Below are 12406 nucleotides of genomic sequence, written 5' to 3'. Positions count from 1 at the left end.
CCCACCCCCTATCGTCGGCCCGGTTAAAACCGCGGTCGCATCCCCTGCCTTCACCCCACGTCGCCGGTGATTTCGGAATTTCTCCCCGGCGCCGAACCTCGCAAATTCCGATCAACCATCCCGGCCGGTGCGGATTCTCGTCATGAAAACCCCACGCTTCGTCTCCGTTCTCTGCTCCCTCACGCTCGCTGGCGGCCTCTTCGCCGCCGAGCCCGCCATGCCGCTGCTCAACACGCTCGGTTCCCACTCGCACCAGATCACCACGCGGTCCCCCGAGGCCCAGCGCTACTTCGACCAGGGCCTGCGCTTTCTCTTCGGCTTCAACCACGGCTCGGCCATCCGGTCATTCCAGGAGGCGGCCCGCCTCGATCCGGAATGCGCCATGGCCCACTGGGGCATCGCGCTCGCCAGCGGTCCGCACATCAATTTCCCCGCCGTGCCGCCGCCGGCCGCCGAGCTCGCCTGGGCGGAGCTGCAACTCGCCCGCCAGCACGCCGCCAAGGCCACGCCGGTCGAGCAAGCCCTTGTCGCGGCGCTCGGTCGGCGCTACGCCAACCCGCAGCCGGCGGACCGCGCCCCGCTCGACCTCGCCTACGCCGACGCCATGCGCGCGGTGTGGAAACAATTCCCCAAGGACGCCGATGTCGGCGCCTTCTTCGCCGAGGCCATGATGGACCTCCGACCGTGGGACCAGTGGACGCCTGCCGGAGAGCCGCAGCCCGGCACCGAGGAGATCCTCGCGACGCTCGATGCCGTGCTGAAGCTCAACCCCAACCACCCCTTCGCCAACCACCTCTACATCCACGCCGTCGAGGCCTCGAACCAGCCCGAGCGCGCCCTGCCCGCCGCCGACCGCCTGCTGAACCTCCAGCCCGGCCTCGCGCACAATGTGCACATGCCGTCGCACATCTACATCCGCACGGGTGACTGGCACAAGGCGGTCGAGTCCAACCGCCTCGCCGTCGCGGCCGACGCCGCCTACCGCCAGGTCGTTGGTCCGGCAAAAGGCTTCCTCCCCGTCTATGTCGCGCACAACGACCATATGCTTGCCTACGCCGCCATGATGACCGGCCAGGGCGGCCTTGCGGTCAAACACACGCGCGACCTCGTCGCCAAGCTGCCGCCGGAATTTATGGCGGAGTTCGGCATCGTGGCCGAGGCCTGGCTGGCCATGCCGCTCGAGGTGCTTGTGCGTTTCGGGCGTTGGGACGAGGTGCTGGCCGAGCCGATGGCCGCGCCGGAGCAGCGTTTCGTGTATGCGTTCCAGCACGCCGCCCGCGGCATCGCCTATGCCGCCAAAGGCGACGTCGCCGCCGCACGCCGCGCGCAGGCGCTCTACCTCGAGGCCGCCAAGCTCGTGTCGCCCGACCAGATCGCCGCGGGCAACAACACCTGCCAAGCCGTGCTCGCCATCGTCACGCCCATGCTCGAAGCCGAGATTCTCATGCGCGAGGGCAAGGTGGACGACGCCGTCACCCAGTTCCGCACCGCCATCGCGCTCGAGGACCAGCTGCGCTACGACGAGCCACCCGGCTGGATGATCCCGGTGCGCCACGCCCTCGGCGCCCTGCTCATGTCCAAGGGCCGCCCTGCCGAGGCCGAGCAGGTCTATCGCGAGGACCTCGCCCGCCTGCCCGGCAACGGCTGGTCGATTTTCGGCCTCGCCGACGCGCTGACGCAGCAAGGCAAGATGAAGGAGGTCGCCGCGCTCCGCAGCCGGTTCAAGGAGATCTGGCGCCAAGCCGACGTCACCATCACCTCGTCCTGCCTCTGCCAGCCGGGCGGCTGAGTCGTCCTCGGGGTTTCATCCTCCATTCAAGGACAGCCCGGGCTCTACACCCGGGCTTTTTCTTGGCTGGAGCCCGGCCTCGGATTCACTACGTTTCGGTCATCCCGGTCGGGCCAGCTCGGGGCAACCCCTAACCCATCCCCGTATGAAGCGCCTCCCTCGCTTCCTGTTTCTGGCCCTGTCCGTTTCCCCGGCCTTCGCCGCCCAGCCCGCCATCGAGGACCATGAGGTCGTCGCCGTCTCGTCGCACGCCAGCGACGACTACGTCCGCACCAAGCGGCCCGACGGCTCTTGGCCGATCGAAACCTATGCCTTCGGCGAAGGCGGTCTCTACTTCTCGTCGCAGCGCGACGACTCGCTCGAAGGCGTGAAGTTCATGAACGTGGCCCGGACCATCGCCGGGCCGCTGGCCGAACAGGGCTACGTCCCGTCGCACGATCCCGCGAAGACGCGTTTCCTGATCATGGTTTACTGGGGCATGACCAGCGGGGCCGGCGGCGCCTCCACCTCGATGGCCTATCAGGCCATGCAGGGCACCCAACCCATCAACGTCATCAAGCAAGGCCCCCCGCCGCCCCCGCCCGGCGTTTCCAACATGGCCGCCGGCCTCAACCGGCTGGGCGGCGGCCTCGACTCCGTGCAAACCGGCCAGCTCAGCGCACAGGTGCAGGCCTTGACCCTGATCCGGCTCGAGAACGAGGCGCGCGACCGCGAGAACGAGCGCAAAGCGCGTCTCCTTGGCTTCAATCACGAACTCGCCGGCACAATCGGATTCGAAGCCACCCCGCTCCGCCACCGCCGCGAACAGCTGATCGACGAACTGGAGGACAACCGCTATTTCGTCGTCCTGCTGGCCTATGATTTTCAAGTCCTCTGGAAGGAGAAGAAACGCAAGCTGGTCTGGGAAGCGCGCTACAGCATCCGCGAACGCGGCAACCGCTTCGACCAGCAGCTCGAAGCCATGACCCGCTCCGCCGCCCGTCATTTCGGGCAAAACAGCGAAGGCCTGAAACGCCAGTCCTTTCCCCGCGGCACGGTGGAAATGGGCGAGTTGGAGATTATCGGCACCGAGCCGGGCAAGTAGGCCGCCATCCCGCGCCGCCAGTTCCGGAGGAACCGGCGCCGAGCCGACGTCACCACCACCTCGTCCGGTCCCTGCCTTCGGTTCTCCGAAAGTCCCGGGCTCCATCGCCCGGGACTTTCTTTTGCTTGGCATCAAGCTGCACGATGGCAGCCTGCCCAACGATTCAACTCGGGCCAGGGTGGGATCGCTCCTCCCGTCATTGTTACGCCCATGCTCCGCCCTGAATCTTCCTGCGCTACCCCCGCACGCCCGTTTGCGATTGGAATTCTCCGTCACCTCAGTGCGATTTTGCTGCTGGGGCTGACCTGCTCCGTGGCCACCGCCCAGCAATCCATCCCCGCGGACATCGCCGCGCGCGACAAGGAACTGAGGGACTCCATTCAGCGAGAAGACATCCGGACACGTGGCATCGAGCAACGCGCGCACATGGAGAGTCTCACGCGGGACATGGTCCGGAGGTTCTGGGAGGAGCCGTGGCTGGCGAAATCCGCGGGTTCGCAGCATGATCTCGTGTTTCCGCCCGTGCTGCCGCCCGTGCTGCATGGTCTCGGCCCAGCGGAGCCGGTCGGTGCCTACCCCGACTTTCTCGCCACCTACGCCGGTGAGCCATTCTTCATGGCCTGCGGCAATTCCGCCTTCGCCGGCCTCAACGACTGGCATCAATTCTACCGCGCTTCACGCTATGCAGAGTCTCGCGATGAACTTGTCGCGGAGCTCCGCGCCAAACTGGCCGCCGTCACATCGCTGACCCCGGAACAGCAGCGAGCCGAACTCGCCGTTTTTGCGGCCGCCCAAGCCAAGGCTTTGCGCGACCTGGAGGCGGAAGCCGAAGGCACGCGGGAGGAATTCAACTACCTCGATGATGGCCGCGCGTTGATGAAGGAAAGGAAGAGCCTCACGCCGGACGAGGCGACCCGGTTGCGGACCTACTACGCCGCCCTGCGCGGGGCGCACTATATGCCGGGGCTGTCGATCGAACAGCGCCAGCTGTTGGAGTCTGTGGCCCATGAGAACTCAACCGCGCCTGATCCCGCCACCCGGGTCCGGCCTTCGTTTTTCCTCCCGGCATCCGCCCGGATCCGCTGGCAGCATTCCGATGATGCACAGCTGAACGCGCACTGGGCATCCTTTCAGCAGCTGCGCCGGGAACTGGCGGAGCAACTGGTTCAATCCGCGCTGGAACTCCCTCCGAAAATATCGCGCGCGGCAGCTCGCAAGCTCCATGCCCGCCTGGCCGAGCAACAGGCCAACCGATTCGCTGAGCTCGATCGCCTGGCGGAGGAAATCCGGTTGGCCCTGGCAAAAAATCCCGGGCTGAAGGCCCCGGCCGACAGCGGGCATCCCCCTGAGGTCCTCCGCCTTGCCGGTGAACTCCGGGACCGGAACCGTCGGTTTCAAGACCGGACCGCCCAGCTGCTTCTAGAAATGAACCGTCGATTTGCCCCATCCCGGTTCAGGCTGGGCTCGGCAAACGACGTTCCCACCATCGAACTCGAGCCCGCCGGGACGGACGCAGCCCCGAAAGCGGGAAAGCGCAGCCAGCAGAACCACCGGCTGCGGGAGGCAAACGAATGGCTGGCCGAGACGCAGCGCAAACTCCTGGCCGCCGGGGAAGAAGCGGCCAAGGCGATTCAAAACTACCACGCCACGCTCGACCCACGACAGGCACCCGGTGTGCAGGAGCTGACCGAAAGCCTGGTGCAGTCCTACCTCGACCGCGAGAACTGGCACCGCTTCGCCGACTACCGCACCGCCGTGCTCACCCCGGGCCTCTCGCCCGCGCAGCGCCGCCTGCTTTTCAACGCCGCCCTGCGCGATCTCGAGCAGCAGCGGTTGCAAGCCGCCTATTGATCCGCGCCGGACTTTTCAGTCCGGCGTTTTCGCGTGGGATTTCCCCTCGCCGTTGCCACCCGCGCGGGCAGCATCACCGCCATGAGCACGGCCATACCCGAAACCCTGAAAGCCGACCTGCCCGCATCCAAATGGGGCAAAGTGCTCGGCGCGACCCCCGTGGTCATGACCGTCATCGCCACCCTGCTGGCCGGTCTGTCGAACAGCGAGATGACCAAGGCGCAATATGCCCGCGCCCTGGCCGCCCAGCAGCAGTCGAAAGCGGGCGACCAGTGGGCCTTCTTCCAGGCCAAGCGCCTGCGCAGCGCGATTCAGCTCGGCACGCTCGATGCCGTCCAGTTCAGCGCCGGCACCGCGCAGCCCGACGCCGCCGCCCTGCGCGCGTTCGCCGCCACGCTCCCCGAACCCGAGGGGGTGCAGGCCGCGCTCGCGGTGCTCTTGTCGGGCCGGCTGCCCGAGGTTGCACAGCCCAGCGCGCCGCCCGCCGAGGTGCAGGCGATTTTGCAAGGCCTGGAAGAAGGCCGGCCCGAGGCCGAACTCGTGCCGCGGCTCAACGCCGTCAAACCGGCTCTCGTCAGCGCCGCCATCCGCGCCGCCCAGGCCGACGTACGCGCGTTCGACGAACGACTCCGACCCGTCGTGACCGGCGGCGACCGGCTCGGTGAAGCCATCGATGCCTCCGGCGCGGCCGGCCTGCGGCGCGACTTCGCCCGGCTGCGGCTGGGTTACTCGGCGATGCGTTACGACGCCGAAGCCGTGTTGAACCGCGCCGTGGCCAACCTCCATGAGGTGCAGGTCCGCCAAAGCAACCTCCAGGCCGAGCGGCATCACCTCCGCAGCCTGCGGTTCTTCTACGGCATGCTGGGCGCGCAGGCCGCGGTGATCATCGCGACCTTCGCCATGGCCGCCCGGCAGCGCAACCTGCTCTGGTCGCTCGCCGCGGCCGCCGGCCTCGGGGCGGTGACCTTCGCCGCCTACGTGTTCCTGTATCTCTGATCCGGCAACGGGTGGAGGAACCCGGGCTCGCCAGCCCGGAATTTTCCTGGAAAGCTGGACGGATGCTCATCCGCCTTGCGGTGTTCCTGCTCGAATCCTCCCCGTGGTTGCGGCGCCTGCTCTGGCGCTGGTGGTATGGCCGCCTGGCGAAACGCTACACCGCCGGCGACTGGACGTTCATGAACTACGGGTTCGTCGAAACCCGCGACGGCCAGGCGGATTTGTCCTCCGTGCGCTTGGCGAAGGAGGACGAAGCCGACCGGCTCTGCATCCAGCTCTATCACCGCGTGGCTTCCGGGGCGCCCCTCGCCGGCAAGGAGGTGCTTGAGGTCGGCTCCGGTCGCGGCGGCGGGGCGAGTTTCGTCGCGCGCTACCATCACCCGGCAAAGGTCACCGGCGCGGATTTTTCCCCACAGGCCGTGGCGCTCTGCCAGAAACGCCACGCCGGCGTGACCAACCTCGCCTTCGTGGTCGGCGACGCGGAGAACCTGCCCTTCGCCAATGCGAGCTTCGACGCCGTGCTCAATGTCGAGAGCAGCCACTGCTACGGCCACGTGGCCAAGTTCTACGCCGAGGTCGCGCGCGTGCTGCGCCCCGGCGGCGTGTTCCTCTACACCGATTTTCGCGCCGCCGAGGATGTGCCCGCCTGGCATGCCGCGCTCGCCGCGCCGGGTTGGGAGCGAGTGGCCGTCGAAGACATCACCGCCGCCGTGGCCGACGCGATGGAAGCCGACGATGCCCGCAAGCGCGCGCTCATCGCCGAGTTCATCCCGGCCCGTTTCCGCCACCTCTTCGGCGAATTCGCCGGCCTCGTCGGCGGCCAGATGCACAGCGGCTTCCGCGCACGGAAGATGCAGTATCACCGCTTTGTGTTTCGAAAAAGCCCATGAGGTTGGACCTGGGCCGTCCCACGTTAGCCCGACCCGATACTGGCTTTCGAGTGTTTCGTGTGTTTGATGGCCCCTCGACTCTCCACCCCATGCGCACCCCCGCCCTCTCCGCCCTGAGCCTGTCGCAAGGGATCGCCTTCGCGGCGCTCCTGCTTGCCGGCTGCACCTCTGCACCGGTTGAAAAGAACGCCGCCGCTCCCGCCGCCGCCACGCCGGCCACGTCCGCACCGTCCGCACCCGCGCCCAGCGCGGCGCGCTTCGAAGTGCCCGCCACCGACGAAGGTCTGCCGGGCATCGGGCCCGTCCGCCGCTACGACTGGTTCAAGAATCTCTGGCGCGAGCGCCGCACCCGCTGGGCCGGCCGCGTCGAGCAGGACCAGCGCACCATCGTCTTCCTTGGCGACTCCATCACGCAGGGCTGGCACGACAACTTCGACAACGCCTTCCCCGAACTGCGCGCGGTGAACCGCGGCATCAGCGGCGACACCACCCGCGGCGTGCTCGTCCGCCTGCAGGAAGACGTAATCGCCCTCAACCCCGCCTGCGTGGTGCTGCTCATCGGCACCAACGACCTCGACGAAAAGGGCGGCAACCCCTGGGTCGTCGCCAGCAACATCCGGCAGATCGTGGACCGCCTGCGCGAGCACAACGCCGCCATGCCCGTCGTCATCTGCCAGGTGATGCCCAGCTCGCACCAGAAGAACCGCCCGGCGCACCTGATCCGCCGAATCAATCAGCTGATCAACGAACTCACCGCCGACCAGCCGCAGGTCATCGTCCTTGATACCTGGAAACTTTTTGCCGGCCCGGACAACGATGCACCGGTCGAGCTGTTCCCCGACCTGCTCCATCCCAACAACGACGGTTACGCCAAATGGGCCGCCGCGTTGCGCCCGGTCTTCGCCACGCTCGGCTACCTCGACCGCGACAACGACAATTTCACCATCGAGAACGACTTCGTGAGCCTCTTCAACGGCCACGACCTCACCGGTTGGGGCTACCGCCCGACCACACCCGAGGACATCAAGTCCGCGCTCGGCTGGCAACGTAGCTCGGCCGACGCGGCCGAGTGGCCGGTCGTGAAGGAGGCCGCCACGCTCGATGGTCTCAAGGTCAGTCCCGACGGACGCTTTGCCGCCAAGGCCGGGCGGCTCATCGTCACCACGCCACCGGGCGGACGCCGCGTCCAGCAGCTCTGGACCACCGCGGACCTGCCGAAGAATTTCGTGCTGCGCCTCCAGTTCCGGGCCACGCCCAACACCGACAGCGGCATCTACCTGCGCGGCCCGCAGCTCCAGTGCCGCGACTACGGCCTCGCCGGTCCGTTCAAACTCCAGCACTACCGCCCGCTCGACTGGAACGACATCGAGGTCGCGGTGAAGGACGGCGTGGCCCGCGCCACTTGCAACGGCGAGGTGCTCGTCGAGGCCATGAAACTCCCCGAGTCGGGCCCGCTCGGCCTCGAGGGCGACCGTGGCCAGATGGAATACCGCCGCATCCGCGTGATGGCGTTGCCGTGAGCTGCTTTTTCCGCTTCTTACCCCACTCATGAAACACTGCTTCTCCGCCCTCCGGGCGGGCCTCCTGCTTTTTCTCGCCTTCAACGCCGGATCGCTCATGACCGCCGCCCCCGCCCACAAGCTCATGCTGCTCACCGGCCAGTCGTCGAAATACCACGATTGGACCAAGAGCAGCCCGTTGGTGAAAAAGCAGCTGGAGGCCACCGGCCTCTTCACCGTGGACGTCGTCACCACGCCGGCCCGCGGGCAGGACATGTCCGGCTTCGCGCCGGACTTCTCGCCCTACGCGGCGGTCGTGGTGATCTACGAGGGCGACGACTGGCCCGCCGCCACGCGCGAGGCCTTCACCGCCTACATGAAGAACGGCGGCGGCCTCGTGGTCATCCACGACACCGACAACGCCTTTCCCTTCTGGCCGGAGTGGAACGAGATGATCGGCATCGGCGGCTGGGGCCTGAAACCCGACGGCAACGTCGGCGCCCGCGACGAGAGCTGGGGCCCCAAGCTCCGCTGGCGCGACGGCCAGCAAGTCCACGACCATTCGCCCGGCCGGGCCGGCCATCCGCCGCGCCATGATTTCACCATCGTGACCCGCGCGACGGATCATCCGATCATGCAAGGCCTCCCCGCCGCCTGGCTGCATGCCGACGACGAAATCTACAGCCAGCTGCGCGGCCCGGCAAAGAACGTGGAGATCCTCGCCACCGCCAAGGCCGACCAGACGAAGTTCCCGAAGTCCTCCGGCGAACATGAGCCCATGCTCATGACGATCCGATACGGCCGGGGTCGCGTGTTTCACACGACACTCGGTCATGTCGGACCCAACGAGCAGCCGCCCTTCAAGCCGTTGGTCTGTGTCGGCCACGTTGTCACGCTGCAGCGCGGCACCGAGTGGGCCGCAACCGGTCGCGTGACGCAGGCCGTGCCGGCGGATTTCCCGACCGAAACGCAGACCTCCTTGCGCGCGGAATAAATCCTGCGGGTCAGCGCGCTTGCGCTCGACCCATGCGCGCCCGCCGGCGGGCTGCCCGCAGAACGGCTGGTTGTAGCCACGCTGAATCCGCGGCCGCCGGGGACTGAGTGGTCCGCGGCCACTCGCAACTCATACTGTCTCCGCCTTCCCTGCGCCAAACTTCCCGACCACCCAGTCGGCCACGCGGTTGAGGCGCAGCGCGAAGAGCAGCCACATCGCGCCCAGCGCGATCCAACAGCTCCAGCCGAGCACGTAGTAGGTGCGGCGGATGGTGAACTTCTTCCAACCGTAGTCGTCCATCAGGCGGTTCATGTCGCCGCCCGCGTCCTCCTCGCCCTGGATCAGCGTGCCAAACGGAATCTCCTCGATGCCGCGATAGACATCGCGCCAGTGCAGCCAGATGTTCAGCAGCGCGGTCGCCCCGATCAGGAAGAAGACGTAGCGGCACATGCCCCACTTGAATTTCTCGGGCAGCTGCACCCAGAACGACATCATGAGGAGCGTGCTGAGGTAGAACTCCCCGCCGATGCCGCCGAAGACCATCCAAAACTCCTTCTGCTTTTCGGGCAGCTTCCACGTCATGTAGAATTGCAGCCCGCTCAGCGCGACCGCAGCGAGCATCGGCCATACCTTGCGCTCCTTCCATCCGGCGGCGAAGAGGAGGCCGAACAACAGCAGCACGCCGCCATAAACAAAGTTCGAGTGCACCTGCTCCACCGGCGTCCAACCAATGGGCAGCGGTGTGGCCCGCCAGCCGCACAGCCATGCCGCCGTCGAGTGGCCAAACTCATGCATCCAGACATGGAAGCCCGTGAGCAGCATCTTCAGCGGCGTCAGATGCACCAGCCCGACCAGCAGGATCAGCAGCGGCGGCACGAAGGTGTTCACCTTCCAGTCGTCGAAGCGAAAGAGGATGAACTCGTCGTCCGCCGGGTCGCGGGGCGTCACGACGGGCGGAGTCAGGAGGGTCTTGACCACCGGAGGGCTGCCTGGAACCGGGGTGTCTCCACCCCGGTCGGCGCGAGGCGGATGCATCCCGCCACCGGAGGCGGCCTGCGCCCGCGCGTGCGCCACGAGTTTCTCGTAAGCCGCGCGCACCTGCTGCTTCTGCAGCGCGAGGTCCGGCGGCGGCGCTTCGTCGGCCGCGCCGGTGCGCCCCTTGATGAGGGAGAAGTTCTTCCGCATGAAAGCCCGCTCAATGTCGTCGAGCGACGCTCCCGCCGCCACGCCCAGCAGGGTCCGGCATTGCTCCAACTCTTCGGGCTCCATGGACGGCGAAGCTGGCCGAGGGTCACCGGGTTGTCTGCATCAAACTGGAGGCAGGGGGCTTCGTTCCAGTGTTAGCGCGGCGCGGCGGTTTGCGCTTTGCCCTCGGCTGCCTAGCGATGAATTCTCCCAACCACCCCATGAAATTCAGCTTCCGCCCCTGGCTCGTCGCCGCCTTCGCCGTCCTGTCCGCCTCCGCGCTTTTCGCCCAGCCATCCGGCGGTCCCTACGGCCCGTTGCCGCAGACCTACGAGGTGCCGAAGGACGCGAAACGGGTCTATTTCGTGGCCCCCGAAGGCAAGGCCGACGCCGCCGGCACGCTCGAGGCACCCGCCACCCTCGAAGCCGCCCTCGCCAAGGTCGTGACTGGCGACGCCATCATCCTGCGCGGCGGCACCTACCGCACGGGCGGCCTGTTTCTCAACCAAGGCATCACGATCCAGCCCTACAAGGATGAGCAACCCGTCATCAAGGGCACCCTGGTCGCCGACAAGTGGGAATCCCTGCGCGACGGCGTCTGGCGCGCCAAGTGGTCCACGCTCTTCCCGCAAAAACCCGCCGACTGGTGGCGCCGCAACCGCGAGGGCATGCGCACCCCGCTCCACAAATTTAACAACGACATGGTCTTCGTGGACGGCAAGCCGCTCGCCTCGAAGGGCTGGGAAGGCGAGCTCGACGCCGACTCCTACGCCGTCGACTACGAGGGCGGCTACGTCTTCATCAAGTTCGACCCCACGGGCCGCACGATTGAGATCACGGCTTTCGACGGCTTCCTGACGCGCACGACCCGCGAGGTTCACGGCAAGCAGTCCGACCGCAAGGGCTACACCATGCGCGGACTCACGATCACGCAGTACGCCTACCGTGCGCTCGAGGTCGAGGGCACCGAACCGCAGAAACTCGATGACCCCGCCAACTTCGGCAAAGAGGTCGTCGGCACCACCATCGAGCACACCACCATCACCCACTGCTCCCGCGTGGCCGGCTATTTCCGCGGGGACCGCACCACCTTCCGCCACTGCCTCATCAGCGACACCTCGACCGAGGGCGTCTACCTCATCGATTCGGCGGATTGCCTGCTCGAGAAAAACATCTTCACCCGAAACAACATCGAGCAGATCACCGGCTACTACCCGTCGGCGGTGAAGATCTTCAACCAGTCCTACCGCGTCGTCTGCCGCGACAACCTCATCATCGACAACCCGCACTCCAACGGCCTGTGGTATGACGTCGGCAACGTGGACGGCGTGTTCATCAACAACTGGGTCGAGAACTGCCTCGACGGCTTCTTCTGGGAGATCTCCAAGAACGTCATCGTCGCCGGCAACGTCTTCAAGAACTGCCAGAACGGCATCCGCATCCTCAACAGCTCCGGCGCGAAGGTTTACCACAACACGTTTTTCAATGCGCCCGCCTCCTTCCAGCGGGACACGCGCAGCGCCCAGGGCGACCACTTCGGCTGGCATCCGTCCACCGGCCCTGATGTCCACGAGCGCCACAGCCACGTTTTCACGGGCAACCTGATGCTCGCCGACGCCAGGTTCACCGCTCCGCTGCTCCGCGCCGACCAGCACCCGGCCCTGAAGGACCGCCTGAAGGAGCCGGCTTTCGACGCCGTGGACTTCAACGTGTATGCCCGGCCCGCCGCCCCGGCGCCGGCCGGCAACGCCAAGGGCGCCGAGGACATGAACACCGCGCTGATCCAAAACCTGAGTGCCGCGCTGATCGCCTGGAGTCCCGGTGCCGGCGAAACCAACCAGTTCATGCTCATGGCACCCGCCGAACTCACGGCCAAGCTGTCCCGCTTCGAGAAAAACAGCGTGCTGCTGCCCCTCGCACCCAACGCGGTGGTGCAAAGTCCCGAGCTGCGAAACTACCAACCCGCGCGCGCACTGCCGGTCAAGGCCCCCCTCCCCGCCGAGGTCGCCAAGCTCCTCGGCTGGCCCGCCCAAGACGGCTACGTTCCCGGCGCGTATCAGAACTGACCCGCAGGGTCGGTCTTCCCACCGTCCGAGGGATTCCATGGAGCCGGGGTGC

9 protein-coding genes are annotated in these 12406 nt (G+C 66.9%); 8 read left to right on the top strand and 1 reads right to left on the bottom strand.

What is annotated here, in order from left to right; all coding sequences use genetic code 11:
• The first annotated feature begins 142 nt into the window (after window positions 1–142).
• The 7 genes from ESB00_RS02800 (at window position 143) to ESB00_RS02770 (ending at window position 9103) form a co-directional block, all read left to right on the top strand.
• Window positions 143–1789, top strand: coding sequence for a tetratricopeptide repeat protein (locus tag ESB00_RS02800; RefSeq protein ID WP_129046207.1), 1647 nt, complete (start codon window positions 143–145; stop codon window positions 1787–1789).
• A gap of 145 nt (window positions 1790–1934) precedes the next feature.
• Window positions 1935–2873 (top strand): hypothetical protein, encoded by a 939-nt coding sequence (locus tag ESB00_RS02795; protein WP_129046206.1) that lies wholly within the window; start codon window positions 1935–1937, stop codon window positions 2871–2873.
• Between the two features lie 312 nt (window positions 2874–3185).
• A complete protein-coding gene (locus tag ESB00_RS02790; RefSeq protein WP_129046205.1) occupies window positions 3186–4724 on the top strand; it encodes a hypothetical protein in 1539 nt (512 codons plus the stop codon).
• A gap of 81 nt (window positions 4725–4805) precedes the next feature.
• The gene (locus tag ESB00_RS02785; protein ID WP_218938667.1) at window positions 4806–5720 is read left to right on the top strand and encodes a DUF4337 family protein; all 915 of its coding nucleotides are present in this window, start codon (window positions 4806–4808) and stop codon (window positions 5718–5720) included.
• 62 nt (window positions 5721–5782) lie between these two features.
• Window positions 5783–6610, top strand: coding sequence for a class I SAM-dependent methyltransferase (locus tag ESB00_RS02780; protein ID WP_218938666.1), 828 nt, complete (start codon window positions 5783–5785; stop codon window positions 6608–6610).
• Between the two features lie 89 nt (window positions 6611–6699).
• Window positions 6700–8130 (top strand): GDSL-type esterase/lipase family protein, encoded by a 1431-nt coding sequence (locus ESB00_RS02775; protein ID WP_129046203.1) that lies wholly within the window; start codon window positions 6700–6702, stop codon window positions 8128–8130.
• A gap of 28 nt (window positions 8131–8158) precedes the next feature.
• Window positions 8159–9103 carry a ThuA domain-containing protein gene (locus tag ESB00_RS02770; protein ID WP_129046202.1) on the top strand — a complete coding sequence of 315 codons (945 nt, stop codon included), beginning with the start codon at window positions 8159–8161 and terminating at the stop codon, window positions 9101–9103.
• Between the two features lie 129 nt (window positions 9104–9232).
• Here the strand turns inward: ESB00_RS02770 and ESB00_RS02765 are convergent, their stop codons facing one another.
• On the bottom strand, window positions 9233–10372 hold the full coding sequence (locus tag ESB00_RS02765; protein ID WP_129046201.1) for a hypothetical protein: 1140 nt from the start codon (window positions 10370–10372) through the stop codon (window positions 9233–9235).
• Between the two features lie 137 nt (window positions 10373–10509).
• Between ESB00_RS02765 and ESB00_RS02760 the strand changes: the two genes are divergently transcribed.
• Window positions 10510–12354, top strand: a complete 1845-nt coding sequence (locus tag ESB00_RS02760; RefSeq protein ID WP_129046200.1) for a right-handed parallel beta-helix repeat-containing protein — start codon at window positions 10510–10512, stop codon at window positions 12352–12354.
• Window positions 12355–12406: the final 52 nt, after the last annotated feature.

This window comes from Oleiharenicola lentus (genome assembly GCF_004118375.1).
In the GTDB taxonomy this organism is placed as follows: domain Bacteria; phylum Verrucomicrobiota; class Verrucomicrobiia; order Opitutales; family Opitutaceae; genus Lacunisphaera; species Lacunisphaera lenta.
Note: the sequence above shows the minus strand (reverse complement) of the source record. Positions and strands in the feature narration are given on the sequence as shown.